The sequence below is a fragment of the Chromatiales bacterium 21-64-14 genome, assembly GCA_002255365.1.
GTDB lineage: Bacteria > Pseudomonadota > Gammaproteobacteria > 21-64-14 > 21-64-14 > 21-64-14.
Genome location: NCBI01000003.1, coordinates 68,867 through 95,366, shown reverse-complemented (window position 1 = coordinate 95,366; position 26,500 = coordinate 68,867). Strand labels below are relative to the sequence as shown.

General features: G+C 65.6%; 24 protein-coding genes. 10 read left to right on the top strand and 14 right to left on the bottom strand.

Annotated elements, in window-relative coordinates; all coding sequences use genetic code 11:
• Positions 1-2 precede the first annotated feature (2 nt).
• Both B7Z66_03260 and B7Z66_03255 read right to left on the bottom strand, forming a co-directional pair.
• Positions 3-398, bottom strand: a complete 396-nt coding sequence (locus B7Z66_03260; GenBank protein OYV77744.1) for a hypothetical protein — start codon at positions 396-398, stop codon at positions 3-5.
• 259 nt (positions 399-657) lie between these two features.
• Entirely contained in the window at positions 658-1,257 is a 600-nt protein-coding gene (locus B7Z66_03255; GenBank protein OYV77743.1) for a hypothetical protein, read from the bottom strand.
• Between the two features lie 441 nt (positions 1,258-1,698).
• Between B7Z66_03255 and B7Z66_03250 the strand changes: the two genes are divergently transcribed.
• The 3 genes from B7Z66_03250 to B7Z66_03240 all read left to right on the top strand — a co-directional run bounded on the left by B7Z66_03250 (position 1,699) and on the right by B7Z66_03240 (position 3,880).
• Complete coding sequence (locus tag B7Z66_03250; GenBank protein OYV77742.1) at positions 1,699-2,550, top strand: hypothetical protein; 852 nt, start codon at positions 1,699-1,701, stop codon at positions 2,548-2,550.
• Positions 2,551-2,574: 24 nt separating this feature from the next.
• Entirely contained in the window at positions 2,575-3,210 is a 636-nt protein-coding gene (locus B7Z66_03245) for a DNA-binding response regulator (GenBank protein ID OYV77741.1), read from the top strand.
• 118 nt (positions 3,211-3,328) lie between these two features.
• A complete protein-coding gene (locus B7Z66_03240; protein OYV77740.1) occupies positions 3,329-3,880 on the top strand; it encodes a hypothetical protein in 552 nt (183 codons plus the stop codon).
• Between the two features lie 22 nt (positions 3,881-3,902).
• Here B7Z66_03240 and B7Z66_03235 read toward each other — a convergent pair whose 3' ends face one another.
• From B7Z66_03235 to B7Z66_03225, 3 genes are read right to left on the bottom strand one after another with little or no spacing between them, the layout of a single operon-like run.
• On the bottom strand, positions 3,903-5,342 hold the full coding sequence (locus B7Z66_03235; GenBank protein OYV77739.1) for a hypothetical protein: 1,440 nt from the start codon (positions 5,340-5,342) through the stop codon (positions 3,903-3,905).
• Between the two features lie 10 nt (positions 5,343-5,352).
• Positions 5,353-8,016, bottom strand: coding sequence for a hypothetical protein (locus B7Z66_03230; GenBank protein ID OYV77738.1), 2,664 nt, complete (start codon positions 8,014-8,016; stop codon positions 5,353-5,355).
• Positions 8,017-8,031: 15 nt separating this feature from the next.
• Positions 8,032-9,108 carry a magnesium and cobalt transport protein CorA gene (locus B7Z66_03225; protein OYV77789.1) on the bottom strand — a complete coding sequence of 359 codons (1,077 nt, stop codon included), beginning with the start codon at positions 9,106-9,108 and terminating at the stop codon, positions 8,032-8,034.
• Between the two features lie 528 nt (positions 9,109-9,636).
• Here B7Z66_03225 and B7Z66_03220 point away from each other — a divergent pair.
• Together B7Z66_03220 and B7Z66_03215 are read left to right on the top strand one after the other, a co-directional pair.
• Entirely contained in the window at positions 9,637-10,293 is a 657-nt protein-coding gene (locus B7Z66_03220) for a thiopurine S-methyltransferase (protein ID OYV77737.1), read from the top strand.
• Positions 10,294-10,432: 139 nt separating this feature from the next.
• On the top strand, positions 10,433-12,382 hold the full coding sequence (locus B7Z66_03215) for a hypothetical protein (protein OYV77788.1): 1,950 nt from the start codon (positions 10,433-10,435) through the stop codon (positions 12,380-12,382).
• Positions 12,383-12,435: 53 nt separating this feature from the next.
• On the opposite strand, the gene B7Z66_03210 is transcribed toward B7Z66_03215, so the two are convergent.
• Positions 12,436-13,593, bottom strand: a complete 1,158-nt coding sequence (locus tag B7Z66_03210; GenBank protein ID OYV77736.1) for a hypothetical protein — start codon at positions 13,591-13,593, stop codon at positions 12,436-12,438.
• A 94-nt stretch (positions 13,594-13,687) separates the two neighbouring features.
• The gene (locus B7Z66_03205; GenBank protein ID OYV77735.1) at positions 13,688-14,347 is read right to left on the bottom strand and encodes a tRNA (guanosine(18)-2'-O)-methyltransferase TrmH; all 660 of its coding nucleotides are present in this window, start codon (positions 14,345-14,347) and stop codon (positions 13,688-13,690) included.
• Between the two features lie 115 nt (positions 14,348-14,462).
• On the opposite strand from B7Z66_03205, the gene B7Z66_03200 reads away from it, so the two are divergent.
• The 3 genes from B7Z66_03200 to B7Z66_03190 all read left to right on the top strand — a co-directional run bounded on the left by B7Z66_03200 (position 14,463) and on the right by B7Z66_03190 (position 18,680).
• Positions 14,463-16,667 carry a GTP diphosphokinase gene (locus tag B7Z66_03200; protein ID OYV77734.1) on the top strand — a complete coding sequence of 735 codons (2,205 nt, stop codon included), beginning with the start codon at positions 14,463-14,465 and terminating at the stop codon, positions 16,665-16,667.
• Positions 16,668-16,765: 98 nt separating this feature from the next.
• A complete protein-coding gene (locus tag B7Z66_03195) occupies positions 16,766-17,845 on the top strand; it encodes a radical SAM protein (GenBank protein ID OYV77733.1) in 1,080 nt (359 codons plus the stop codon).
• A gap of 208 nt (positions 17,846-18,053) precedes the next feature.
• The gene (locus B7Z66_03190; GenBank protein ID OYV77732.1) at positions 18,054-18,680 is read left to right on the top strand and encodes a hypothetical protein; all 627 of its coding nucleotides are present in this window, start codon (positions 18,054-18,056) and stop codon (positions 18,678-18,680) included.
• 9 nt (positions 18,681-18,689) lie between these two features.
• Here B7Z66_03190 and B7Z66_03185 read toward each other — a convergent pair whose 3' ends face one another.
• The 5 genes from B7Z66_03185 to B7Z66_03165 form a co-directional block, all read right to left on the bottom strand.
• Positions 18,690-20,054, bottom strand: coding sequence for a hypothetical protein (locus B7Z66_03185; GenBank protein ID OYV77731.1), 1,365 nt, complete (start codon positions 20,052-20,054; stop codon positions 18,690-18,692).
• Complete coding sequence (locus B7Z66_03180) at positions 20,051-20,734, bottom strand: DNA-binding response regulator (protein ID OYV77730.1); 684 nt, start codon at positions 20,732-20,734, stop codon at positions 20,051-20,053. The genes B7Z66_03185 and B7Z66_03180 overlap by 4 nt, the downstream gene beginning before the upstream one ends.
• Positions 20,735-21,097: 363 nt before the next feature.
• The gene (locus tag B7Z66_03175) at positions 21,098-21,406 is read right to left on the bottom strand and encodes a hypothetical protein (protein OYV77729.1); all 309 of its coding nucleotides are present in this window, start codon (positions 21,404-21,406) and stop codon (positions 21,098-21,100) included.
• A 31-nt stretch (positions 21,407-21,437) separates the two neighbouring features.
• The gene (locus tag B7Z66_03170; GenBank protein OYV77728.1) at positions 21,438-22,178 is read right to left on the bottom strand and encodes a hypothetical protein; all 741 of its coding nucleotides are present in this window, start codon (positions 22,176-22,178) and stop codon (positions 21,438-21,440) included.
• Positions 22,179-22,772: 594 nt separating this feature from the next.
• Positions 22,773-23,435, bottom strand: a complete 663-nt coding sequence (locus B7Z66_03165) for a hypothetical protein (protein OYV77727.1) — start codon at positions 23,433-23,435, stop codon at positions 22,773-22,775.
• A 1,027-nt stretch (positions 23,436-24,462) separates the two neighbouring features.
• Here B7Z66_03165 and B7Z66_03160 point away from each other — a divergent pair.
• Positions 24,463-24,672: an addiction module protein gene (locus B7Z66_03160; protein OYV77726.1), complete on the top strand. Its 210-nt coding sequence runs from the start codon at positions 24,463-24,465 to the stop codon at positions 24,670-24,672.
• Positions 24,672-24,962: a plasmid stabilization protein gene (locus B7Z66_03155; protein ID OYV77725.1), complete on the top strand. Its 291-nt coding sequence runs from the start codon at positions 24,672-24,674 to the stop codon at positions 24,960-24,962. Before B7Z66_03160 ends, B7Z66_03155 begins: the two co-directional genes overlap by 1 nt.
• A 584-nt stretch (positions 24,963-25,546) precedes the next feature.
• On the opposite strand, the gene B7Z66_03150 is transcribed toward B7Z66_03155, so the two are convergent.
• Entirely contained in the window at positions 25,547-26,065 is a 519-nt protein-coding gene (locus B7Z66_03150) for a hypothetical protein (protein ID OYV77724.1), read from the bottom strand.
• Positions 26,062-26,427 (bottom strand): hypothetical protein, encoded by a 366-nt coding sequence (locus B7Z66_03145; protein ID OYV77723.1) that lies wholly within the window; start codon positions 26,425-26,427, stop codon positions 26,062-26,064. The genes B7Z66_03150 and B7Z66_03145 overlap by 4 nt, the downstream gene beginning before the upstream one ends.
• Between the last annotated feature and the right edge of the window lie 73 nt (positions 26,428-26,500).

The following is a 26,500-nucleotide window of genomic DNA, read 5'->3' as shown; positions in this document are numbered from 1 at the left end:
TATCAGCCCCCGTGGAGTTTCTTCAGAGTCGCGCTGTTCAACTGCCCAGTGGCCTTCAGTCCGTGCTTGGCCTGAAACTCCTTCAGTGCCGCACGGGTCTTCTTGCCCATGATGCCATCGGCCTTCATCTTGTAGCCGTCCTTGTTGAGGGCTTCCTGTGCTTCCTTTACCCGCGCATTGACCATCGGGTGCTTGTGCATCGCCTTATGGGCGTGAACGTGGGAAGCCTTGTGATGTACCGCCGTCGGCGTGTGTTTGACTGCTGGTGCTTCCGCCGCGGCGCTTGGGTTCGCCGGTGCGCCAGTGGTCGTGTCGGCGGCCATCGCCGGAAGTACGGTCGCCAAACCGAACAATGCCGCGGCACCAACTATGGCAACCTGACGAGTAAACCTTTTCATCTGTGTGCTCCTCGCTTGCGTACGGGGTGCGTACGCGTGGATACGTTGTAGTGTAAAGCATTACGGCAGACGTGCGGGCCGGGTGACCAGCGATCCCTTCGCGGTTCCAGGCCCACAGTGGTTGCGCGCAGCCACTATATACGACTTTCGTTGGGCCAAGGCAACGGCGGGCAACGGCGGAATGGCCTACCAGGAAGTGCGCGGTGCCATCTGCCCGGCTTGGCCTGGGGCCGGACCGGCCGACCCCGGGTCAAGCCGCCTAGTTTGGGTCCGGCGGGGAGTCGGACAGCCGGAACATGGCGCGTAGGGTGTCGTGGCCGGCGTAGTGATGGACCAGGGCCAGTCCCAAGTGGCCAAACCAGTACACCCATACAAAGGTTGCGACGAAGGAGTGCACTTCCATCAGGTCGTGGGTCAGCGGCCCCGGATCGCCATGTTCCGGCAGCAGGACGAACAGGGCCCCGCCGGTGAGCGCCATCCCAGTGACCGCCAGGAACCCAAGCCCGTGGACGAGTCCCGCCAAGCCCCCGTCCGGCCCCCCGGGCGGGAGACGGCGACGCAGGAGGTCACGGAGCTCCGCGGCGACCTGCCCCCGCCCTGTCCGGGTCCAGGGGAAGAGGTGGCGCAGCCCCCCGGCGTCCCGGGCGCGCAGGCTCCAGGCCCAGTGGATCAGGACGATCGTCAGCGCCATCAGCCCGATGTACTCGTGGGCCTCGAACAATCCCGCCGGCAGGCCAGTGGCGGTATGCCCTTTATGGGGCGCCTCCATGCCGAGGCTCAGAAGGAGCTGCAACGTGACCGTGATCGCGAGGCCAAAATGCAGCAGGCGGGTGGATCGGGCCCAACGCGAGGGGGGCATCGATATGATTCTCCAGGAGCGCCGCCAGCGGGCGGGGTGGTGGTATGCGGGCGTCGGGCGCGACCGGCGTCGCCCTCTGGCACTCCCGCCTCGGGAAGTTGCCCCTGTATATCACAGTCGTGCGCGCGGTATCGACCCGCTGTGGCGGATCCGGGCCGGCGTACCCCTCCGAGGTCTGAGGTAACCAACTGTCGTGGCGCGGCTTAGGGGAGTAGGATGACCTCAAGGACCGGTCCCCGGGCTACCGCGGGTGGCCGGTCGTGAATTTCGACGCAACTCTTGGGGGAGAATACGGTCCAATTTCAGGATTGGGTGAAAACAACCGGAAAAACCGGAACCCATCCATAATTCCGGGAGTTGACTTTTACGCGAAAGTTCCGCAATACCTGATGGTGACGCCCATGGCGCGGCCTAAGCCCGCAGCAGAGGGGCGCCCCTGGAATGGCGAACGCGGGAGCGCAGGGGCATGGCGTGGTAGCGCCCAGTAGGGATCCAACTATGCCGGTTGAATTGCCAATGCAGGAAAAAGTCATAGCGCCGATGTCTTTCCGCAGGTTGCTCCGGGTTGCGATGGCATGGTTTCTCACCGCATCCCAGGCGGGTCTCCCGGCGGGCGCCGGCGACGTCGCGGACCGGACTCAGGATGACCGTCTGCGCAGACTCGCGGTCCATGTCCAGTGTTCGACCGAGCAGGAACGTGCCGCGCTGGCGCGCGAGCTCCATGATGAGCTCGGCAGCGTGTTGACCGCCCTCAGCCTCGATTGCACACAAGCCCTGGGGGCGCTGCCCGCGTCCGAATCCACGGTGCGCGAGCGACTGGTGGAAATGAACGGCCTGATCGATCAGGCCATGGACAGCATGACACGTCTGGTCAGCGGCCTGCGTCCCCAAGCCCTGGATGATATCGGGTTGGTGGCGGCGATCGAGTGCGGCGCACGGGAGTTTCAGCAGCGCACCGGTGTTGCCTGCCAAGTGGAGGTTCCCGAGGACGACATCGTCTTGGATACGCCGCGGATCACCGCCTTGTTCCGTGTCGTCCAGGAGTCCCTTACCAACGTGGCGCGCCACGCGCAGGCGTCCCATGTCGAGCTCAGCCTGCGGCACACACATCACCGGGTGTTGTTGGAGATCAGGGACGACGGGTGTGGGATCAGCCCGGAGGCCATTGCCGGTCCGACTTCCTTCGGCATACTTGGGATGCGTGAGCGGATTGAGTTGTTGGACGGAACTTTCCAAATTCATGGCACGCCGGGTCGTGGTACGCGGGTGCGGGTGACCATCCCGACGGTGTGATTTCTGCGCAGAGGATGCAGCGATATGACCAGGGCATTGATTGTCGATGATCATCCGGTAGTACGTCAGGGATTGCGGCAGATCCTAGAGGGTGCGGAGAGCCGGATGGACGTCGTAGAGGCGGGCGATGCTGAGGCCTGCCTGAGCCTGATCGCAGATGCGGATCCGGACGTCGTGATACTCGACGTTTCCTTGCCAGGCAGGAGCGGCGTGGAACTGCTCAAAGAGATCCGCAGGGATTGGCCCAAGCTGCCGGTGTTGATTTTGACCATGTATCCCGAAGAACAGTACGCGGTCCGCGTTTTGAAAGCCGGGGCATCCGGGTATCTCAACAAGCGCAGCGCGGCGGGTGAGTTGGTGGATGCGGTGCGCAAGGTTATCTCCGGCGGCCGATATCTTGGGCCTACGGTCGCGGAGCACCTCGCTACGGCCATGGCGCGCCCGGACAAGCCGGCACACGAGATGCTCTCGGATCGGGAGTTTCAGATCCTGCGGATGATCGCGGGTGGTTCCCGGGTCTCGGATATCGCGTCGAAGTTGTCGCTGAGCGTGAATACCGTGAGTACCTACCGGGTTCGGGTGCTGAAGAAGCTCAACTTGCGTCACAACGGCGAGCTGATGCAGTATGCGGTTCAGCACGGCCTCGCCGGCGCTGAGTAGGACTGCTCCGAGTTAGCCCCTGCTGCCCGTCCTTCCTTCTGAGTGACGTCAAACCCGTTTATACTGCGGCGGCCGACAGGCAGACCATTCCAAATATCCTAGGGGAGGACCGATTCCGATGAGACGAACCGACGCACGCGGCCTGACCATGTTGGTGTTGGGTTCCACGCTCGCCTTGGGCGGCTGCGCAAGCACCCTGTCGATCCCAGACCTGCGCAGGATCACGATCAGTTCGGAGCCGTCGGGAGCCACGATACTGGCCAACGGCGAGGAAATCGGCGTGACGCCTCTGGCCATCGTCCCCGACAAGGTTTTTCCGCCGGGGGTGGACTGGCAGAATCTGGAATACCGTGCCATGGGTGTGCTGACGGTGCGCAAGGTGGGCTGCAAACCTTATAGTGTACACGTCAACGACGCGGTCTTGTCCAAGAATGTCGCGGTGCATCTGGATTGCAGCCCGGTCGCCCAGAACCAAACGCCGGTACCGGCCGCACCGGCAGTCGTAGCGGTGCCAGCGGCTCCGGGTCAGTCGTCACCCGCCGCCGAGAATACCGTTCCTGCGGAATCGGTGGCCGATCGCTTGCGGCGCGTGGATGCACTCTACAGGCAGGGGTTGATTACCAAGAAGGAATACCAGGCGGTCCGCCAGCGTATCCTCAATCAGTTGTAGCACGACGGCGCGGCGTATCCGCTCAGTCGGCACTGCGCACGGGCGTTGCCTGGGCCGTGGCGAGTATGCGGTCGGCGATTGCGCGGTAGCGCCCGTCGAAGTGATGCCCGCCGGGCATCTCGACGATACCGTAGCGGGCGGGGTCGAGCTTCCGGCAGAGGCTGTCACGTTCCGCCACGCCATAGAAGCACAGTACCCGTGGTCCGTGTAGCTTCTCGACCTGAGGCAACACCGCATAGTGTGCCGTGTCGGAACCGTTGTGCAGCCAGTCCGTGAGATGAAATTCGAAATCCACGGTGGGGGACGGCCCCAGCAAAGCGACCACCGTGATACGGCGCAGTAACTCCGGCGGCAAGCGGTCGGTCATGAAGGGCAATACATCCGCGCCGCGGGAATAGCCGATCAGAATCACCTTTTGACGATGCCAGCGGGTCAGATAGTGGTTCAGGATGCGCGCCAGGTCGAGCGCCGCGCCGTCTGGTGTACGCCGGTTCCAGAAATACTGAAGTGAGTCCAGGCCCACCACCGGGATTCCCTCCGCGGCGAGTTGTTCCGCCAGCTGGCGGTCGATTCCGGCCCATCCCCCGTCTCCCGAAATGACCACGCCGAGCGTATCGCCGGTGTCCTTGGCCGCGGGGACCTCCACCAGAGGCAGACCCTTGAGGTCGGCGTCTGTGGCTGTGCGCGGGGCGACCGGGACCTGCGCCACGGACTGGAACGCCGCGTAGAACTGGGGTATCCAATGCCGTGGCACGGAGTAACCGTGTCCCACTTTCTGCAGCACGATCAACCGGGCGCCCGGGACCTTGGCAACGAAGGATTCGGTCGCCGCGGGGCTCGCCACTTTATCGATGGTGCCCTGCAGCACTGCCCATGGCGCCGCCAGAGCCCGGCCCGGGATGAACCGGTATCCCTTGTGCTTCGACCCCGGTGTCGACCGCAGCCCGGCGCCCCGGCAGAAGGGCTTCGTCACTGGGAGTTCCGGGCCGAAGCCGAGGCTGAGCCCACCCCGGAAGGTGTTCGGCGGTGCTTGTGCGAGGGCCACGTAGACCAGGGTTGCTCCCGATGAGTAGCCGGCCAGCACCGGTTGTGTATAGTGGGCGCGCCCAGCGCGTTTCTGAAGATATTGGCTGAGGTTCTCGAGATCCGCCGCCGCGTAGGCGCACGGTCCCGCACCATGCTCCAGGGCGTGCAGGTAGTGCACCGTGTTGAATCCCGCCACCAGGGCATCTTGTGTCGCCAACGCGCGGGCCATGTCCACTACGCCGAGTTTCCAACCACCGTCGCCGGATGCGAAGAGCACGATGCGGCGTGGATGCGGCGCGGTCTGATAGAGTGTTACGGTCCCGAACGGGCCGAACTCCAGGCTTGACACCGCGATGGCGGGATGCCCCGCGGCCCGGCCTGCAGTTGAGACCGATGCAAGGACAAGCGCGAGCAGGACTGCGGTATAGGATTTCACATCGCGCCTCTCATATGCTCTTGAAAAGGATACGCCGGTATCCTCCCGCGATCAGGGCCGCGATGTCCACCAACAGGCCCGGGAGGGGTTTAAACACGGGGTACGCGATATAGACGCTGCGCCACTCCGGATTGAACTTGTCCTTGAAGCTGCGCAGCCCCTTATAGTTGTAGTAGCGGTTGCCGTACTCATAGGCGAGGCGGGCGACCCTCTCATCGGGGCGCGCATAGCGGGTTTGCCCGACGCCGCTGAGGGGCGCGATGCCCAGGTTGAAGTAGCCGTAGCCGCGATCCCGGGCGTAACCGATCAGGCTGCTGAACAGCAGGTCCATGGTTCCCGGTGGTGCGTCGGGAAGGTGGCGCATCAGGTCGACGGTGATCTCCTCGGGCGGCCCGTAGTTCGGTGCGAGGTTGGCGAAGGCAACCAGGCGCTCACCGCATCGTACTGCTGCCAGTGGGGTCCAGGACAGATAGTCGCGGCTGAAGTTGCCGATGGAGAAGTGCTTCTCCGCCGCTCCCCGGGTATTCAGCCACGCGTCGGAGATGCCCTTCAGTTCCTGCCAGGTCTCCTCGCTTTGAGGGTGTTCGAGCAGTTCGAAGGTGGCGCCGTCGCGCTGTGCGCGCTTCACGCTGTGACGCAGGTTCTCGCCGCGTTTTCCGGTCAACGTGAACGTCGACGTGGCCACGTAGGCCATCTCCCCGATCTTGAACAGGGAGAATCCGTTGTCGTGGTAGCGGTGCATATGCTGCTCGCCGACCTCATAGAACACCGGTGCCAGATCATGTCGGTCGGCGAAGATACGGAATTCCATGATCGCTTTGTCCATCGAATCCGCATCGCCGTTTGGATCACCGAGTGCTACCAGGCGATCGCGGATACGCCCGAATTGGATCAACGTGCGCTGATCGCTGGAGGGAAACAGATATTTGTCACCCATGAATATAAGATGGGCAAAGTTGTTCCCGCCGTGGCGCTCTAGAAACTCCCGAGCCCGTTGGAGGCCTTCGCGGTCTGGCAGCGCCAGGCGTGGGCCCGGCATCCGGAACAGCGTCCAGGCCATGAATGCCAGTGCTACCAATGCCGCGAACAAAACCGAGCGCAAAAACCTCGGGGCTTCGAGTCCAGGTGCAAAACGCAGCCACAAGGACTCGTGGAACAACTGGTCACCGTGGACCCATGCACCGAGCAGCGCGTAGCCGGTAATGGCGACCAAAAGAGCAGCCAACCAGTAGATGCTGTGCACGCTGAGCAATGGGTAGCTGGTACGGTAGAAATCGCGTCTGCGTATCCACAGCAACCCGGCGATCACGCCGAGCGCTACGGTCTCTTCGAAGTCGAATCCCTTTGCCAGGCTGAGCAGCGCGCCGCCGAGCAGCAGTACCATCGCAAGCCGGTACGCGCCCCGCACCTGATCGGCGATGCCGCGCGAGAGGGCGATCAGTAGTACCCCCATGCCCACCGACAAGAGATGGGAGGCCTCGATGGCGGGCAGCGGCACGTAGCGGTGCAGCACGGCGAGCCGGTCCTTAAGGGTGGGGAAGGCGGCCGATACCAGCAGGATAGTGCCGGCGCCGAAGGTCAGGTAGCCCATGACGCGCACCCCCAGCGCGGACAGCAGGGAGAGCGGCAGGCGGATAAGGCTGAGCAGTATATTCTCCTGCCAGGTGCGCGCGAGCCTGGCCAGCAGGGCATTGTCGCGAGTGACCAGCAGGCCCGCTCCCACATAGAGAGCGATGATCCAGGGCACCACGTAATACACCAGCCGGAACAGTAAAATCCCGGTCAGCACCGCTTCGCTCGGGAGTTGCAGGCTGCTCAGGGTCAGTAACAACGTGGCGTCAAAGACCCCCAGGCCCCCCGGGATCAGGCTGAATACGCCAAGGGTCGCCGCCAGACAGAATGGTACTACGAAGGCTAGGAGCTCAACCTGGGCGCCGCCTACCCACAGGCAACTCCAGGCCACGGTCATGGCCAGCAGCCAATCGACCGTGGAAATGGCGATGAGCTGCGCTTGGCGCGCCGGTCCCAGAGTCGGCGGCATGCGGAACAGGCGCTGGTGCAGGAAGCTGTTGCCCGTGAGCAGCAGATACAGGGGCAGAAAAGCGGCGATCAGCAGCAGGATCAGGTGGATCAGCCACTGCGGTGCCGGGATCGCCGCCACCGCGCTGCCTCCGAAGAGCAGGACCGGCCATACCAATACCGACAAGCCCACCGCCACCGACAGCAGCAGGGTCCCGGAATAGACCGCCGCGATTTTCGGTTCCACGCCTTCGCGCGACAGCAGCAGGAAGCGGATGCCCGATCCCGCGAGCCCGGAGACCCCCAGCAGGTTGTTAAAGGTGTTGGCGACCCATGTGTAGCGCAGCAGGCGGCGGAACGGGAGTGGGATCGCCATCCAATGGCACAGCCGCCAGTCGTAGAGGGTCATGGCCAGTACGCCGACGATGCCGAACAGTTGGAGCGCCAGCAGGGTCGAGAACGGCACCGCATGCACGCTGGCGCGCAGCGCGTGGATATTGATGGTACGCAGCTCCCGCCAGCTGAGGGTCACCATCAGCAGCAGAAAAACGGCAGGCAGGATGCGCCGTACCCATTGGAGGGTGCCGGGCACCGATTCGTGTCCGGGTTCTTCGCTCTTCTGCCCGGCCGGCGTGGATGACTGTGGGTTTTGCATGGGGATGCCGGCGGCTCAGAACCAGCGCTTGCGTTTGAAGATGACCAGCAGCAATACGGCGACCGTGATCAGCACCAGCCAGATCAGTGGATACCCGTAATACCAATTGAGTTCCGGCATCGCCCATGGACTTTTGGTATTGTTACCGAAATTCATGCCGTATACGCCCGTAATGAATGTCAGTGGTATGAAGATCGTGGCAATGATCGTCAGTACGCGCATGACGTCGTTGAGGCGATTGCTCACGGTGGAGAGGTATACGTCGATCATTCCGCTGGCCATGTCACGGTAGGTTTCGAGCAGGTCCATGATCTGGATAGTGTGGTCATAGCAGTCACGCAAGTACAGCTTGGTCTCAGTCCGTATCAGCGGATGGGAATCGCGCAGCAGCGTGTTCAGGACTTCGCGTTGCGGCCACAGCATCCGGCGCAGCAGTAGTAGCTCGTGCTTGATCCGATGGATGTCCCGCAGGGTGCTCTGGTCCGGCTTGAGCAGCAGTTCCTCCTCCACCCGCTCGAGTTTCTCCCCGAGTGCTTCCAACGACGGAAACCCATGGTCGATGGTAGTGTCCAACAGTGCGTACAGCAGGTAGTCCGCCGGGTGGGTACGCAGGGCGCTGGCGCCGCCCTGGAGCCGCTTGCGGACCGGTTCGAACGGATCTTCGGCCCCGCTGTTGAAGCTGAGGACGTAGTCACGTCCGAGGAACAGGCTGACCTGCTCGGTTACCACCACGCCTTCGCGCAGCATGGGTAGGTTCATCACGATGAACAGCTGGTGGTCATAGGCATCCAGTTTCGGGCGCTGTTCGGAGTTGAATACATCCTCGATGGCCAGTGGGTGCAGGTCGTAGGCGTCGCGCAATTGCTGCAGGGTGGTGGTGTCCGCCGGCCCTTGCACGTGGATCCAGGTAATCATGTCCTGCGGATGCTCGCGGATCCGTTGGTCCGCGGTTGTGAGGGATTCGTCGCTGAGCTCTGATGTGTTGTAGTGGACCACCCGTATCACGCACCGCGCGGTCGCGCTGGGGGTGTCTGGTCCCAAGGTTCCCGGAGGCGTGCCGGGGGGATGGTAGCGTTGGGTGAAATAGGGCATGGTCTGGTCCCGAAACATCCCGGTGCGCCCGGCCGTTGAGCGGTGCGTGCGGGTTGCGGCCCGCACTGCGCTACGCGTTACGCCCATGCTGGAAGGAACTGAAACGAAGATACTGGCTTCCTCGGCGGTGCGCAACACGCGCCGGGGCTGGTGTGGTGTGGCGCAGCGGGATGCTTGGGACCGGTGTTCTCCAGTAACGGACTGAGACCTGCGCCTCGGGGGGCGGTCGTGATCTGGGCCTTCGGTTTTTGCTTCCTGCTCCAAGGACCGCAGCATAAGAAAATTACGGCGAACCTATCTCAAGATCGCGAATCGGGTGTTCAGGCACGGCGCGGACCCCGCGAGGAGCGCGGTTTACACGCAGTATCATGAGCACCGCAGCCGGGTCTGCAACGCCGCATGCCACCCTGCTGGGAAGAGCGGTGGACTGGGGCACGGGTCGTGCAATCGCGCAATAGAGAATTGACCCACGTAAGATCCGCATAGTGTAGTCTGCGTGTTGGGTTTTCTGTTTGGGAAGGAGACGGCATGGAACCGGAATTCTGGCGCCAGCGTTGGCGTGATCAGCAGACCGGGTTTCACCTCGATCAGGTGAATCCTCAATTGGTGCGCTACGCGCCGGAACTCGCGTTGGCACCGGGCGCGACGGTGTTCGTGCCCCTGTGCGGCAAGAGCCTGGACGTGCAATGGTTCGCTCAGCAGGGCCATGCGGCACTGGGCGTGGAACTGAGCCCGCTGGCGGTGGAGACGTTCTTCGATGAGCGCGGGTTGCGCCCGGTGCGCCGGGTACAGGGCCGCTTCGAGCTGTGGGAACACCCGCCGATCCGCATCCTGTGCGGCGACTTCTTCGATCTGGAGCCCGGCGACCTGAACGGCGTATCGGCGTTCTACGACCGGGCGTCTCTGATCGCACTGCCGCCGGCGATGCGCGAGCGCTACGGCGCGCACCTTACCCGGTTATTGCCCGCGCCCGCCCGGGGGCTGTTGATCACGCTGGACTACAACCCCGCGGAACTCGACGGCCCGCCGTTTCCGGTCCGCGACGCCGAGGTGCACGCGCTGTACCGGGACCGGTTCACCGTGCGGCAACTGGATGCCCGGGACGCTCTTGCGGACAACCCGCGGTTCCGCGAGCGTGGCCTGAGCCGCATGGAAGAACGCGTCTACCTCCTGTCGGAGGACTGAGGCCGCCGCCGGCTGGCTCGCGGTTTGGGCCGCGGCGCGGCCCGGCGGCGGCCTTGCGGGGATCAATACTGCTTGAGTCCCTCCCTGATCCGTATATAATTGAGAATGATTATTATTTACGTTTAGGGGGCGTATGGGGATGGAAAATACCGGGGGGTGTGGCGCGCGGCGGGGGGCTGGGCCGCTGCTGGGGCTGTTGTGCCTGTGGGTCTGGGCGCTTCCGGCCCTGGGCGGGCAGGAGCCCGAGGCGATCCTCCATGCCCTGGATTATCTGGGCGTCGACTACGGCGCCACGGTGCGCGATGGCGCGGTGGTCGATCCATCGGAGTACGCCGAGCAGCAGGAGTTTGCCCAGCAGGTGGTGCGCCAGACCGCCTTGCTGCCCGAACGCCCGGCGCGTGCCGCCCTGGTGCGCGATGCCCAGGCCCTGCAGCGGTTGATCGCGGCCCGTGCCCCGGGCCGCGCGGTACAGGCCATGACGGTGCGGATGCGCGCGGCGCTCATCGAGCATTACGCAGTGGTGGTGGCCCCGCGGCGTACCCCGGACCCGGCGGCCGGCGCGGTGCTCTATCGCGCGAACTGCGCGGCTTGTCACGGGGCCGAAGGCCGTGGCGATGGGCCTGCCGCCGCCGGGTTGACGCCCCCGCCCACGAACTTTCATGATCCGCTCCGGCAGGACCAGCGCAGCGTCTATGGCCTCTATGGCACTATCGGCCTGGGCGTGACCGGCACCGCGATGACCGGCTTCGACCGTTTGACCGATGCGCAGCGCTGGGACCTGGCGTTCTACGTCAGTGATTTCCTTGCCAGCGACGCCGAGCGGGCGCGCGGCGCGGTCCTGTGGCAGGACCCGGCGACGCGGATGATCTCCGAACTGAAGGCCGTGACCCAACTCACGCCGACACAGGCCCGCCAGCACTACGGGGCCGATGGGAGCGCCCTGTTGAGTTATCTGCGCAACGCGCCCCAAGTGCTGGCCACGCGCGGCTCGCCCTTCGACCTTGCCGGTCAACGCCTGGCCGAGAGCGTGGCACGCTACCGGGCGGGGGATGCGCAGGGGGCCTACGACCGGGCGTTGTCCGCCTATCTGGACGGCTTCGAACTGGTGGAATCGGGGCTGCGGGCGGTGGATCCGGCCCTGGTCACCCGCATCGAGGGCCAGATGATGGCGTACCGCCATCTGCTGCAGTCCCGGGCGCCCTTGGAGCAGGTGGAGGCGCAGTATCGGCGTCTCACCGGCCTGCTTTCCGAGGCCCGCGCGCGCATGCAATCCACCGAGCTATCCCCGGCTATGGCCTTTGCGAGCGCCCTGATTATTCTGCTGCGGGAAGGCCTGGAGGCGATCCTGGTGCTGGCGGCGATCGCCGCCACCCTGATCCGCACCGAGCGCCGCGACGCGTTGCGTTACTTCCATCTGGGCTGGATCCTGGCCCTGGCGCTGGGCTTCGCCACTTGGGGGGTGTCGTCCTATGTGATCGGTATCAGCGGCGCGAGCCGCGAACTCACCGAAGGGGTGACCGCCCTGATCGCCGCCGCGGTGTTGCTGTACGTGGGCTTCTGGCTGCACGGCAAGACCCATGCCCAGCGCTGGCGCCAGTTTGTGGAGGAGCGCATCCACAGCGCGCTGCGGGGGCGCACCCTGTGGGCCCTGGGGTTCATCGCGTTCCTTGCGGTCTACCGGGAGGTGTTCGAGACGGTGCTGTTCTACGAAGCGCTGTGGTTGCAGGCCGGTCCTGGTACCGCCGGTCCGCTGTGGGCGGGCGTGGCGAGCGGCGCCGTGGCACTGGCGGTGCTCGGGTGGCTGATCTTCCGCTACAGCGTGCGTCTGCCGCTGCGCCTGTTCTTCAACGTCAACGCGGTGCTGCTCTACGTCCTGGCGGTGGTCTTCGTGGGCCATGGGATCGCCGCCTTGCAGGAGGCGGGCAAGCTGCCCGCGTATCCGGTGGCGTTCCCCAGGATCAGCGTGCTCGGGATCTATCCCACCGCCCAGACCCTGGCGGCCCAGGCGCTGCTGTTGGCGTTGGGGATCGGGGTGTTCCTCTACCAGCGCCGCGGCGCCGCCCGCGCACTGGGGGACAGCGGCGCCTGACCCGGGCTCCCCCGGCCGCCCATTCCCCCGTTGCGCGGATTCCGAACGCCCGCTCAGTCCGGGGTCCGTACCCGCCGCGCCAGGTACGCCAGGATCCCCGCCGCTACCAGGGTGAGCCCCCCGGAGACGGTGAACGCGGCGCCCATCCCGCGGTACTGCCAGAGCAGGCCGAACCACAGCGCGCCGGGCAGCGCCAGGATCCCCACGGTCATGTAATAGAGCCCGAACGCGCTGCCCTTGCTCTGCGGGTCCGCCTCATCGCCGATCAGCGCTCGCTCGGCGCCCTCGGTGGCGGCGGTGGCGCCGGCATAGGCCAGAAACAGCAGCAGCACCGCCGCCTGATGCGTGACCCACGGTACCGTGAACAGGATCAGCGCGCGGGCGCTCCAGCCGGTGACCAACACCGGGATCCGTCCCGCGCGGTCCGACCAGCGGCCTGCCGGCAGGGCCACCGCGGCGCGCACGCCATGGGCCAGGGACCACATCAGCGGGATCCAGAACAGCGTGACGCCGGCGTGGCTCAACCACAGGATCAGGAACGCATCGGGTACCGCTACCAGGGCCAGCGCCCCGGCGCCCACGACCAGGGCGCGCAGGCGCGGTTGCAGCTGCGCCCAGCGCAGTGCCGGTAGCGCGCGGCGCGGCGCCGGTTGATCCGCGCGCAGGCCGAAGGCCAGCAACAGCACCGCCAGGACGCCGGGGACCACTGAGGCCAGGAACACGTCGCGCATGCCGAGCCCCAGCGCCAGCAGCGCGCTCGCCAGCAACGGACCCAGCATCGCGCCGCCGTGGTCCATGGAGCGGTGCAGCCCGAAGGCCCGGCCACGCAGCGGGCCGGGGACCGATGCGGAGAGCAGGGCATCGCGGGGTGCGGTGCGAATCCCCTTGCCGACCCGGTCCCCCACGCGCAGCAACAGCGCCGCTTCCCAACTCGCCACCAGGCCCAACAGGGGGCGCAGCGCGTTGGAGATGGAATAACCCAGCACCGCGAGGCGCTTGTGTCCCACGCCCTGGTCCCCGAGCCGCCCCGACCACAACTTGAGCAGGCTGACCGCGGCCTCGGACAGACCCTCGATCAGGCCGATGGCGGCGGGCCCGGCGCCCAGGGTGACGGACAGGAACACCGGCAGCAGCGGCATGATCATGTCGCTGGCGACATCGTTCAGGAAGCTGACGGTACCGAGCAGCAGGACGGTGACGGGGAGTTTCATCGGTGATGCGGGTGCCCTGCAGGTTGGACGCGGTGCCCCGGAGCGCGCGAGTGTAGCGCGTGTGCGGCGTGGCGGCGACAGTGGCCGGTGCGCTTCAGCGCGGCAGCGGTCCGAGAATGGCGCCGTCCGCGCCGAGCGGTGGGTACTCGGCACCGCGCTGCCGGCAGTGTTCGGCGATCTCGGGGTAGCCCCATTCGAACAGGGTGCGGGCGTAGAGCCCCGGGTCCAGTCGTGGCGTGTCGTACAGACCCGCTGCGGCCCGTTGGCGCTGGGCCTCGAACAGGATCACGGCGGCCGCCACCGAAACGTTCAGCGACGGCACCATGCCGAGCATCGGGATCACGATGTGCGCGTCCGCGTGTTCCGCGCCCTCCGGACTCACGCCGTATTTCTCGGCGCCGAGCACGATCGCGGTGGGTGCCGTGTAGTCCACGGTGCGGAAGTCCCGCGCACGCCCCGAGAGGTGCGCGGCGAGCACCTGGACGCCCTGGGTGCGCAACACCGCGTAGGCATCCGCCAGGCTCGAATGGATCCGCAACCGCACCCACTTGCCGCTGCTGGCCGAAGTGGCGTCGTGGGCGGTGATGCCGCCGCCGGCATGAACACCGTGCGCCTCCCAGATCCCTACCGCGTCGCAGGTGCGCAGCACCGCCGAGAGGTTGTGGGGTTTATGCACCCGGTCCAGCAGCACCGTCAGGTCCGGCTGACGCCGGTCGAGCACGGCGCGCAGTCGTTCATAGCGTTCCGGTGTCATGACTGCGGGTCCTTGATGCGTGATTGGCCGGCCTGACGATAGGATCCGCGCGGATGCCCGTCAAGCCGGGTCCGTCATGGTGCCCGGACAGGGGCCGGGGTATGCTAATTCGTACATGGAGAACGCCGCCGACACGCCGGTCACCCCGGCACCGGAACCCGCGCTCCCCGAGGCCTGGCTGGCCGCGGTGACAGCGGGAATGACGGCGGATCAGGCACAACTGATCCGCCGCGCCCTGGCGCGCGCGGCGCCGGCCCACGGCGGCCAGGTGCGCGCCTCCGGCGAGCCCTACGTGCGCCATTCGATGGCGGTAGCGGAGATCCTCGCCGCGCTGCACATGGATCCGGATACCATCGCGGCGGCGATCCTGCACGACGTGCTGGAGGACACCCCTCTCACCGTGGAGACGCTGGAGCACGAGTTCGGGCCGTCCGTGGCACGTCTGGTGGACGGGGTCACCAAGATGGCGGTCATTCGGGAGGTCCACGGTATACGGGAGAAGGGCCGGCGCGAGCGCGATCAGGCCGAGAGCCTGCGCAAGATGCTGCTCGCCATGGCTGCGGATGTGCGGGTGGTCCTCATCAAGCTCGCCGACCGGTTGCACAACATGCGCACCCTGCAGCATCTGTCTGCGGAGCGCCAGCAGCGCATCGCGCGCGAGACCCTGGACATCTACGCACCGCTTGCCAACCGGCTCGGGATCTGGCAACTCAAGTGGGAATTGGAGGATCTGGCGTTTCGCTACCTGGAGCCGGATACCTACCGCGAGGTCGCGCGCCTGCTGGACGAGAGCCGCGCCGACCGCGAGCGCTATATCGAGCGCCAGGTAGAACGCATCGGCAAGGCGCTTGCGCGGGCCGGGGTTGCGGCGCAGGTCAGCGGACGACCGAAACACATCTACAGCATCTGGCGCAAGATGCAGCGCAAGCGCGTCGACTTCCAGCAGATCTTCGACGTGCGGGCGATCCGCGTCCTGGTGGACGAGGTGGCCGATTGCTACGCGGCCTTGGGGGTGGTGCACGGCCTGTGGCACCACATCTCCCGGGAATTCGACGACTACATCGCGAACCCCAAGGAGAACCAGTACCGTTCCCTGCACACCGCGGTGGTGGGCCCGGAAGGCAAGGTGCTGGAGGTTCAGATCCGCACCCACGAGATGCATCAGCAGTCCGAACTCGGCATCGCGGCGCATTGGACCTACAAGGAGGGGGTGGCGCCGGACGACGCCATGGCGCGGCGTATTGCCTGGCTGCGCCAGCTCTTCGAATGGAAGGAGGAAAATCCGGAGGCGGGGGATTTCATCGACCGCTTCAAGTCGGAGATCTTTGAGGACCGGGTCTATGTGCTGACACCTCAGGGCAAGGTCGTGTCGCTGGCGAACGGCGCCACGCCCCTGGATTTCGCCTATCACATCCACACCGACGTGGGCCACCGCTGCCGCGGGGCCAAAGTGAACGGGCGCATCGTGCCCCTGACCTACGAACTGAAGAGCGGTGAACAGGTGGAGGTCCTCACCACCCGCCAGGGCGGCCCGAGCCGCGATTGGCTCAACCCGCATCTGGGCTATCTCAAGACCTCGCGCGCGCTCGCCAAGGTGCGCCACTGGTTCAAACAGCAGGACCGCGACAAGAACATCACCGCGGGCCGGAGCCTGGTGGACCGGGAACTGCACCGCACCGGCCTGTCCGATGTCAGTCTGGAGAAACTCGCGCAGCAGTTCCGGTTCAGCGCGGCGGAGGACTTCCTGGCCGCGGTGGGAGGCGGCGATCTCAACACCGCGCAGATCGCCGCTGCCGCTCACGGCCTGCTCGCGCCTCCCGCGCCGCCGCTGCCGGGCCCGGAGATCCGCAAGCCTCCCGCGCCTCAGGAGGCGGGCGCGGTGACCATCGAGGGCGTGGGCAATCTGCTGACCTACATGGCACGCTGCTGCCAGGCGGTGCCCGGGGACGAGATCATCGGTTTCATCACCCGCGGCCGCGGTGTCACGATCCACCGCCGCGACTGTCCCAACATCCTGCGCATGCCCGAGGAGAAGCGCGAGCGGCTGATCGAGGTGGACTGGGGCGCGCGCGCGGGTGCCCGTTATACGGTGGAGGTCGCGCTGGATGCCCACGACCGTTCCGGGTTGCTGCGCGATATCACCACGATTCTCGCCGGTGAGAACATCAACGTGCTCGCGGCCAATACCCGCACCAGCGCCGCGGATCGCCACGCGCGCATGGACCTGACCCTGGAGATCTCCGATATGGCCCAACTCAGCCGCGCCCTCGGCCGTATCGGCCAGCTGCGCAACGTCCTGGAAGTGCACCGCAAGGTGTGACCGGCGATTGACACCGCGCGCCCGTGGTGGTCGCGGGTGGGGCTTGCGGCGTACGTACGGTCGTGGTGTGATGGGCGTAATCTGGAACCGGAACCGCCATGGATCTTGCCCGCTCCCCGCGCGCCCGCAAGGGCCGCGGCGCCATTGGCAACCCGCCTTGCCGCTACGATGCGACGCGCAGCGTGGCGGTGGACGACGGCTGGGAGCCGCAGGATCCGGAGCCGCCCCCGTTGGTGACCCGGGTGGCGGTGGATGCCACCCGCACCATCCTCAGCCGGAACGATTCGCCGGACGTGCCCTTCGAGCAGTCCATCAATCCCTACCGGGGTTGCGAGCATGGCTGCGTGTATTGTTTCGCGCGCCCCACCCACGCCTATCTGGGCCTGTCGCCGGGATTGGATTTCGAAAGCCGGTTGCTGGTCAAGCCGCAGGCCGCGGAGCTGCTGCGCGCGGAACTGCGCCGGCCCGGCTATGTCTGCCGCCCCATCGCCATGGGGACCAATACCGATCCCTACCAGCCGATCGAGCGCCATTGGCAGGTGACACGCCAGATCCTGGAGGTGCTGCGCGAGCACCGTCACCCGGTGAGTATCGTCACCAAGTCCTCGCGGGTGGAACGCGATCTGGACCTGTTGGCGGACTTGGCGCGTGACGGGCTGGCGGAGGTGATGGTGTCGGTGACCACCCTGGACCGGAACCTGGCGCGGCGCCTGGAACCGCGCGCGGCCGCGCCCCAGCGCCGGGTGGAGACGCTGCGCCGGTTGAATGCCGCCGGTATCCCCGCCGGGGTGCTGGTGGCGCCGGTGATCCCGATGCTCACCGACGCGGAACTGGAAGCGGTGCTGGAGGCGTGCGCGGCGGCGGGCGCGCGCCGTGCGGGCTACGTGTTGCTGCGCCTGCCGCTGGAGGTGAAGGCGTTGTTTGAGGAGTGGCTGGAACAGCACGAACCCCTGAAGGCGCAGCGCGTAATGAGCCGGGTGCGCGACACCCGGGGCGGGCGGACCTACGATCCGCGCTTCGGCATCCGGATGAGCGGGGTGGGGGAGTACGCGGGATTGATCCGGCGCCGCTTCGAGCTTGCGTGTGCCCGTCTCGGGCTCAACGCCCGCGAGCCGGTGCTGGATACCTCGAAATTTCAGATCCCCGTGGGCCCGGGGGATCAACTGGCCCTGTTCTGAAGGAACGGCGAACCCGCCGCAGCGCGCAGGGCCCGCTGCTCACTCTGGCGCGGCCCCACGGGGCTGGGCATCTGCGCCGCGATCCCCGCGGCAAGCGCACCCTGCGGCGCACGGTTGCCGCCCGCCGGCCGCGGCGGTAAGCTGGGCGTCCGCATCCACCCGACGCCATCGACCGGGCGTCTTCTCCAATGGCACGGGAGCGTCCTCCGTGACGGTGTTCTCGATCGGGTTTTCCCGGCAGGCTCAGGAGCCGGAAGTCGTGTCGGTCACCGAGCAGGACGAGCTCGCGGAATTCGAGCAGGTCTGGGTCTGGGATCTCTACTATGCCAAGACCCTCTACGAACTCGGAGACAGCGCGGTTGCGATGGATCTGCGCGAGAGCCTGGACGGTTGGGCGGTGCAGATGGCCAGCAAGGCGTTCCTGCCCATGCGCAAGATCGAGCAGGCGGGCTTGCATCGTCTCCACCCGGACCTGACGGTGACGACCGCGCCCGCCCTGGATGGCGAGGTCTACCGCGTCGAGGTGGCACGGCCGGAGGGTGAATGGCCGCTGATCCATACCCAGGGTCCGGAGCCGGGCGCCGCGCAGCGCAAGGCCTACAGCGTGATCGCACTGGCGGAATACTTTTTCCTCAAGAACAAGCTGTTCCGCCGCGAAGTGGCGCTGCACGTGCTGGCATTCCGCAAGTACTATACCGACGGGCGTGCCCACACCGAGCCGGTGAGCATGGTGGAGGCGCCGCTGTTCGCGGTGAACAAGGCCCTGGAGTTCTTCGAGAGCATGCAGGAGCAACGGGCGGCGGCCGACGACACCGGGCCGGAACGCCCGAACTGATCGCGCGCGTCAGGCCGCGGGCAGACGTACCTCCACCTGGGCGCCGCCGAGGGGACCGCGCCGGATCGTGAGGGTGCCGCGATAGGCCTGCACGATGTCGCGCACCACCGCTAGGCCGATCCCCTGACCCTCGGTTCCGGCGCCGGCGCGGGCACCGCGTTCCAATACCCGTTCCGCCTGGTCTTCGGGGATACCGGGCCCGTCGTCGTCGATCGCCAGGCGCAGGCCCGCGCGCGCCGCGGGCGGCTCGCGCAGCGCGGTGGCGCGGATCTCCACCCGGCCACGGCTCCACTTGAAGGCGTTGTCCGCCAGGTTGCCCAGCAGCTCCAGAAGATCCCCCTCGTCGCCGTAGAAGCAGGCCCCGTCCTCCACCTTCAGGGAACAGATCACGCCCTTGTCCCGGTATACCTTGGAGAGCGTCGCCGCCACCCGTTCCGCCGCCTGCGCGACCGATACGGGTGCCACCAGGGTGCTGTGCCCGGAGGCGGAGGCGCGTTGCAGTTGATAGTCCACGATCTGATTCATGCGCCCGAGCTGCTCCTGCATCGTGTTGCGCAACTCCTCCGCGGTGGCGCTTGCGCCGAGGCTGCCGCGCAGCACCGCGAGCGGCGTCTTGAGGCTGTGGGCCAGATCCGCGAGGGCGTCCCGGTAGCGCGCGCGTTGCGCGCGCTCGCTGTGGATCAGGGAGTTGAGGTTTTCGGTGAGACCGCGCAGTTCGCGCGGATAGTCCCCTTCCAGGCGGTTCCGGAGGCCGCTCTCCATCGCGGTCAGGTCCAGCGCCACGCGGCGCAGGGGACTGAGGCTCCAGCGCAGGATGGTGCCCTGGACCGCCAGCAGGACCGCCGCCGCCGCCGCGAGCCAGCCCCACAGGCTGCGGCGGAACCGGCTCACCTGGGCGTTGAAGCCGCCCAGGTCCTCGGCGACCGTGAAGGTGTAACTGCGCGCGGCGTTGCTGCTGCCCTCCCAACTCACGCCGAAGCTCAGCGCGAACAGCGGGGTCCCGTCGCGGGTGCGTACCTGTTGGAAGCGCCACGCGCCGGCGGGCAGATCGGCCGGAAACGATGCGTCCAGCCCCAGGGCAGAGGGTGAACGCCAGCGCATGTTGCCCCGGTTCGCGCCGACTTCCGCGTACAGGCCGGAGGCGGGGGTCGAGAAGCGCGCCTCGGGCAGGCTGTCGGGCAGGTGCAGCACGCCGTTCGGGCCCAGGTCCGCCGCCGCCAGCAGGGCATAGACGTAACCCTGGAGCCGGTCGTGCACGCCGGCCTCCGCGCTGGCGCGCAACGCCCGGTCCAGCGTCAGCCCAGTGAGTCCCAGGAATGCGGTCAGTACCAGGCTTGCGGCCACCAGCAGGCGGCTGTGCAACGAGAGGGTCACGACCCGGTGCGCTCCAGGGTCAGGCGGTAGCCCCGTCCGCGCTGGGTCTCGATCGGGTGCAGGGTGTTGTCCGGGTCCAGTTTGCGGCGCAGCCGGCCCACGAACACCTCGATCACGTTGCTGTCGCGGTCGAAGTCCTGGTCGTAGAGATGCTCGGTGAGCTCGGTCTTGGAGACCACGCGCCCGGCGTTGAGCATGAGGTATTCCAACACGCGGTATTCGAACGCGGTGAGTTCGATCGCCTGACCGGCGACCCGCACCTCATGGGAGGCGGTGTCCAGGGTGACCGGGTCGCAGCGCAACACCGATTGACTCCAACCGGAGGCGCGCCGCAGCAGCGCCTTGACCCGTGCCAGCAACTCCTCCATCTCGAAGGGTTTGACCAGGTAGTCGTCGGCGCCGGCCTCCAGGCCTTCCACCTTGTCCTGCCAGCGCCCGCGGGCGGTGAGGATCAAAATGGGAAAGGTGCGTTCCGCGGTGCGCAGCTTGCGGATGAGTTCCATGCCGCTGATCCCGGGCAGGCCGAGATCCACGATACCGGCGTCGACGGGATACTCGGAGCCCAGATACAGGCCCTCCTCACCGTCCGCGGCCGCGTCCACCGCGTAGCCTTCCTCCTTGAGGCGGCTGACGAGTTGGGTACGCAGTGCAGTCTCGTCTTCGACTACCAGCAGGCGCATGCCGCGGTACCTGGCGTGCGTCGATCGGGGCGGGACGGTGGCGGCGCAGGCGCCTTAGGCGCCCGCCCGGACGCGCCCGCCGTGGGTTCCGGAATCGGTCTGCGGCACACGCGCCACCGCGGCGCAACGCGGCCGACCCTGCGTGGCGCGATCCAAGGAGTGAGCGGGGGGCTTGCCGGTCGATCATTGGGCGCCACCTGACTATTCTCCTTCGTCCGGTCCGATTCGGTTGGAAACGCGTGGCCGCCGATCCCGTTGACGCGCCAGGCGCCGTTCCGGGTCAGCTGCGCGCGGCGGGGTGGGCGAACAATCGAGCACCGGTTGGCATCGCCGCGCTCGCGCAATGACGGTCCGGACCGGCGCCTAGTTGAGGATCTCGCCGGTGCGCGGGTCCACCAGCACCACCCGCACCTGCCCGCGCGGGGTGAGGATCTTGATCCGGTACACCGCGTTGCCGTCGCGCTCGCGCACCTCCGCGGACAGCACCCGCCCGCCGGTCGCGCGCCGCACCCGCGACACCGCCTGCCCCAGACTGATGCCCCCGGCGTCCGCCAGTTGCGGGACGGACTCGGCGTACCATTGAAGGCCGGGACGCGCGCTCGCGACGGGGCTGGCGAGGGCCGTCACGAGGACGGCGGTCACCAGCAACGCGTTGCGGAAAGAGCGGTTCATGATTGCGGGATCGATTCCGTAAAATCGCGGCTCAGTCGGCCGGGTTTATCGCGACCTGTACGCGGATGCGCTCACCCGGGTCATGGTCCATGTGGGTCACGTAGTTTTCTCCCCGGAAGCGGTAGATGACGCGATAGCCGTCCACCTGCTGCTCCTGGCGGTAGACCTGGCGCACCTGACAACGTTGTACCGTGTCGGTATAGGCCACCGGCTCGCGGTCATTCTGGTACATGTCCCGCGCCACCGAGGCGCCCAGCAGCGTCCCGGCAATGGCCCCCACGGTGCGTCCGTTGCCGCGCCCCACCTGGTGCCCCAGCACGCCACCGACAATACCACCCAGGATGGTGGGCGTGGCGGACGCGTAGCCGCGGCCGGATTCGTAGCGGGTGACCTGCTCGTTCCAGCAGCGCCGCTGTGGGTAGGCGACATCCACCACGCGGACCTGCGGCTCCACCCGGATCACTTTAGCATACCCGTAGCGGACCGCAGCGCCGTAGCCGTCATCATCCGCGTGGACCGGCGACGCTTGGACCGCCACCAGGGCGGCGGCCACCAGGCTCAGAGTTGCAACACGCGTCTTCATGGCGATTCTCCTCATTTCCGTTTTCAGCCGCCGGGTCCGGGGTCGTGCGCTGCCTTGCTCCACCCCTGGGTTCCCAGCCTTCGCCCACAGAATAGCGGGGCCTAACTGAACCCGGGCTGAATGGTGGGGCGTCCGACAGGGGCCTGAAAATCCCCGTGTCGGTGGTTGGATTCCGCCCATGTAAACCATTATAAAACAAAATGTTATAGTTAATCGACCCGCCACAAAACGGATCCGTGTGCAATAAATTGCACACGGAATCCGCGTCGGCGCTTGGTCGAGCAGACCGATTGGGCCTATTTATTGCCAGGAATCGGGCGTCGTGCGTTCAGCGTTTCCGATGGCTTGGGGGCGCGCTAGGCGGGTGAGCGCTGACTGGTCGGGCTGGCTGTTCGCTAAGGTCGTGTTGTAGCCATGGAGGGATCTGACCGCATTCGTGCGGCAAGTATTACCCTTGAGATCGCTGAACGAAACGCCGGTCAGCGCGCGTACGTGCTCATGCGTCGATCACAATTAGCTTCCGCTACCGGCCAACTGCAGCCGTTCGGTTACTGCAAATGCACGCTGCATGGTAGTCATTCAAAAGCATCGAACACCACGATGGGTTAGAAGCACTCACCGCGAGTACAGAGCCGATGGCGGGAATCCAGTAATAAGAACGCCCGCCCGCGACGGGCGGAAACCTGGTCAGCGTCGATGCGGAATTTCGCGACCTAGCAGTAGGATCACGAGCTGCCTAGTCCTGCCTGAGCCGCGCTCATACGAACACGAACTCCTGGCAATCTACATCCGTTCCTTGATGCCTTTTCTGATCAACACCCAGTTGGTAGGATAGGCGGTAATAAAACCGGCCAACATGGCCACTTGCATCATCAACCAGAAGGCCCAGTGATCGGGCTTCATGCTCTGGGTGTCGAACAGGACGAAGATACTGATCGCCATCCAGCCGTACATACCGATCTGCCAGGACGTAAGCGACCAGAAGTCGGACTTGAACGCCTGCCACCAGATCTTGAGTTTAGGATCGTCGGACATCGCCACTTTGGCAGCAAATTGAAAAATCACGCCGAAGGCGAGCGCGAAACCGTAGTCGACAATCCAGTTGCCGAACACCTCATGCCCGAGCACGACAAACCCCAGGCCGAAGACGAACATGCCTGCTTCCACCAGCATGTCCGCCAGCGAGCAACCCGCACCGCAATGGGTAACTCCGAGCGCCACGCTTTGCCAGAACGGATGTTCACCGTGCTCATGGGAGCCGCCTACCGGTGCGCGTCCGAACCCTAGATACACCGCCAAGGCAAACACGCCGCCCCACAGGAAAGTCAGCGGCCAGACCCACCGCATGACCTTCATCGGCGGGGGCCGCCGATTGACGTCGATTAAGGCCCAAAAGGCCAACACGACGGACAGGGTGATATTGGCGATGGCGATGTCTCTAAGCATCTTGCACGTCCCGTTTTATTGATGGTTAAGCCGTATCGGTTTGGTGCTAAGCACGATCTGTGTCTCGGCCGCACCTACCCCGATCCAGCCCGAGCCGATGAGTCACACCCAGACGCCGAACACCGCGAGACCGAGGTGCAGGAGTCGCGTCACCACAACGAGCGGCGCGGTTGCCACTGGGGGACGCTTGGGGTTTCTGCCATGGCCGTCGTCGTCCCGCCGGTATGTGTTGGGAGTCGATGCTGCACGGAGTGCGCGACCGCGAATGGGTGAGCTGTTGTCCGCGGGGGAGATGGTGTCAACAGGCTGTTGAGAAAGCCCCTTGCGCCTCTGCAATTACGACAGCCACACCATGCGCCGAGGCTCGCCCGTAGTCTGTACGCAGACGAACACAACGACGATCTCAACCAGCAAGAAGATGCGCCAGAGAAGCTGAAGCGCGTATTTCGACTTCGTTCGCTACGCTGGGTCAGCCCGTTTTGAGCTTGTCGCAGGGTCTAGCACGAACGGCGCCTTGTTGTTGGCTGCCGCCTCAGTAACCCACGCGCTTGGTGCTTCAGCGAATCCCGATTCAGACACACACTGGCCGTCCCGAAAGCAGCCGTTCGCCACCGTCGGGAATGGGTCGGAAGGGTGAGTAGCGGTTATCGAGAAGCTGCCGCTTGAATGCACCAGCCCAGATTTTTCGTTGGAACTGCTCGAGCGGCAGCAATGCGAAATGGACCGGCCACTCAGGCGCCAAGCGCTCAATGGCCGTTCCGGCCGAATTGCTCGCGTAGGCCATGAGGCCGGTTTCGGAATGAGGCGGCCTTTCAAAGGGCTACTCTGGAAAACAGGTTACCGGCGGCTGGATCGGGTCGGAATAGGTCTTGGAGCCGCGGGGTTTGGTCATAGAAGCTTGCCGGGGCCTTCGGTCAATTTTCTCAGTGGGTTCGGTTTGTTCCGTTAACCGTGCACGGTCCACGGTTGTGTACAGAGTTCAGCTCTCTCGGCTAAACTAAGGGAACAGAAATTCGAGGGCATCGCGATGAATACGAGGCTAAGCAGACTTCCGATCGAGGAGCGTATCAAGCTCGTGGAGGAATTATGGGATAGCATCGCCGCGGATCAGAAGGCACTGCCCCTGACGAACGAACAAAAAGCCGAGCTCGACAGACGTCTCGATGCCTATGAGGCCGACGGTAACCAGGGCCGTTTGGCGGGCGAATCGATCTCTGATATTCGCCGCAAGCTGTGATGCTTGAGATCCGGCTCCGGCCGGAAGCCGAGCAGGACTTGGCCGATGCGGCCGCATGGTACGAAGAACAGCGGCCCGGACTGGGTCATGAATTCCTGGACGAAGTCGAGGCGACGTTATCAAGTATTGCAGAAACCCCGTTGATGTTCCCAAGTGTGCATCGGAACACAAGGCGCGCTGTTATCCACCGGTTTCCGTTCAGTGCCTATTTCCACGCAGACAGCCCGTCGATAATCGTGATCGCGATTATGCATGGAAGCCGAAATCCGCGCCGCTGGAAAAACCGATAAACGGGCTCGTTGGTTTGTCGATACGAGTCATCTCGTATGAGAGGACACGACATGGGCGACTCGCGCCGCATGGTGGGCGATGAACGTCCACTTCAAGGAAATTCGAACGGCAGGTAACCACGCGACACTGGTCATTCTCCTGAACCTATGCGACCGGCTGCTTTGGCCGAGGTGCGGACCTAGAAAGACGTCGCCGAGTGACTGCTCCGCATCAAATACCTGCCCTTGGACTCCTGTAGGCGCGACCTATACGGGGCCGTTACCGCCGGGTCGCGCCGGTCGCGCCGGTCCGCCCGCGAGTAGACGTTTGCCCACAAGGTGCTGGCTCAGGAAATAACGCCGGCCTCAATTAGCTGTTCGACGGACCATTCTGCTTTTACGCCGCTCCAGACAAGAGCTTGTGACATTTCAACTTGGGCGACTGACAGATAGGGCTCATAGGCGGCACAGAAACGATCGGCCCCGTACTGGCTCAACGCAGGAAGGACTGCCCGGAACGACTTTTCGGTTGGGTAAAGCATTAGGAAGCCGTGGATCCGACCCACGATTTCGTTGTGTAACCGGTAACCCGCCGGCGTTCTTGTCTACGCGTGGAGGGTGTGCAACAAAAAAAAAGGGGTCGGTGACAAATGAGAATCATTTGTCACCGACCCCTTTTTTCCTCGAAGGCGTCGCGATAGCTCACCCGTTCGGGGGCCGCGAGCGGGCGGTGCCCGCCGAGCGCAGCGGACACCAGGTTCTGCGCCTCGTCCATCAGGGCGTGGTGGGCGGCGCCGACCCGATACCACTACCAGGGTGAATTCCGGATTGTGGCGCGGGCCGAGTTCATCCTGCCGCAGCACCCGGCAGATCTGGAAGGTGGACCCCGAACCGGCGGCGAGCAGCCGCTTCATCGGGAACTCGGGGGAGGTGTGCAGATAACCGGTCCGTCCCTGCGGGGTGCCCGGCCCGAGATAGCGCGTGGTGAAGCTCTCGATTTGCGGATCGGTCGTCCCGGCGGCGGAGAGCAGCGGGGACTCCACCTCCAGCACCCCGCGCGCGGCGAGCCAAGTGCGGATGCGCACGAGCAGTTCGGCGCGCAGTCGCAGGACCGCGACGGTCATTCCTTGGCGCGCGCGACGTATTCGTCGGAGCGCGTGTCAACCCTGATCAGCTCACCGACATCGATGAACAGCGGCACGCGTGCCACGGTACCGGTCTCGAGCGTGGCGGGCTTGCCGCCGCCGGAGGTGTCCCCGCGCACGCCGCGGTCGGTCTCGGTCACGCGCAGGACCACGAAGTTCGGGGGCGTCACCCTGAGCGGGGCGTCGGTTCCACAGGTCAGCGTGCAGGTGCTCTGCTCCTTGAGCCACTTGGCACCGTCGTCGCCGACCACGGCGGCGTCGGTCTCGTAGACCCGGCCGGCAGAGAATCCCCGACAGCCGCAAGGGACGATGGCCCTCCGCGAAGATCCGCTGTCGGAAATTCTTACACGGCCGGGTCGTCGCGAGACGGATTCAACCGATTGAAATTAAATTAGTTCCAAGGCCAACTCGGTG

Coding starts and splice junctions, on each gene's coding strand:
- B7Z66_03260 (OYV77744.1), bottom strand. CDS start 398: ATGAAAAGGTTTACTCGTCAGGTTGCCATAGTTGGTGCCGCGGCATTG.
- B7Z66_03255 (OYV77743.1), bottom strand. CDS start 1,257: ATGCCCCCCTCGCGTTGGGCCCGATCCACCCGCCTGCTGCATTTTGGC.
- B7Z66_03250 (OYV77742.1), top strand. CDS start 1,699: ATGGCGAACGCGGGAGCGCAGGGGCATGGCGTGGTAGCGCCCAGTAGG.
- B7Z66_03245 (OYV77741.1), top strand. CDS start 2,575: ATGACCAGGGCATTGATTGTCGATGATCATCCGGTAGTACGTCAGGGA.
- B7Z66_03240 (OYV77740.1), top strand. CDS start 3,329: ATGAGACGAACCGACGCACGCGGCCTGACCATGTTGGTGTTGGGTTCC.
- B7Z66_03230 (OYV77738.1), bottom strand. CDS start 8,016: ATGCAAAACCCACAGTCATCCACGCCGGCCGGGCAGAAGAGCGAAGAA.
- B7Z66_03225 (OYV77789.1), bottom strand. CDS start 9,108: ATGCCCTATTTCACCCAACGCTACCATCCCCCCGGCACGCCTCCGGGA.
- B7Z66_03220 (OYV77737.1), top strand. CDS start 9,637: ATGGAACCGGAATTCTGGCGCCAGCGTTGGCGTGATCAGCAGACCGGG.
- B7Z66_03215 (OYV77788.1), top strand. CDS start 10,433: ATGGAAAATACCGGGGGGTGTGGCGCGCGGCGGGGGGCTGGGCCGCTG.
- B7Z66_03210 (OYV77736.1), bottom strand. CDS start 13,593: ATGAAACTCCCCGTCACCGTCCTGCTGCTCGGTACCGTCAGCTTCCTG.
- B7Z66_03205 (OYV77735.1), bottom strand. CDS start 14,347: ATGACACCGGAACGCTATGAACGACTGCGCGCCGTGCTCGACCGGCGT.
- B7Z66_03200 (OYV77734.1), top strand. CDS start 14,463: ATGGAGAACGCCGCCGACACGCCGGTCACCCCGGCACCGGAACCCGCG.
- B7Z66_03195 (OYV77733.1), top strand. CDS start 16,766: ATGGATCTTGCCCGCTCCCCGCGCGCCCGCAAGGGCCGCGGCGCCATT.
- B7Z66_03180 (OYV77730.1), bottom strand. CDS start 20,734: ATGCGCCTGCTGGTAGTCGAAGACGAGACTGCACTGCGTACCCAACTC.
- B7Z66_03175 (OYV77729.1), bottom strand. CDS start 21,406: ATGAACCGCTCTTTCCGCAACGCGTTGCTGGTGACCGCCGTCCTCGTG.
- B7Z66_03170 (OYV77728.1), bottom strand. CDS start 22,178: ATGGTTTACATGGGCGGAATCCAACCACCGACACGGGGATTTTCAGGC.
- B7Z66_03165 (OYV77727.1), bottom strand. CDS start 23,435: ATGCTTAGAGACATCGCCATCGCCAATATCACCCTGTCCGTCGTGTTG.
- B7Z66_03160 (OYV77726.1), top strand. CDS start 24,463: ATGAATACGAGGCTAAGCAGACTTCCGATCGAGGAGCGTATCAAGCTC.
- B7Z66_03155 (OYV77725.1), top strand. CDS start 24,672: ATGCTTGAGATCCGGCTCCGGCCGGAAGCCGAGCAGGACTTGGCCGAT.
- B7Z66_03150 (OYV77724.1), bottom strand. CDS start 26,065: ATGACCGTCGCGGTCCTGCGACTGCGCGCCGAACTGCTCGTGCGCATC.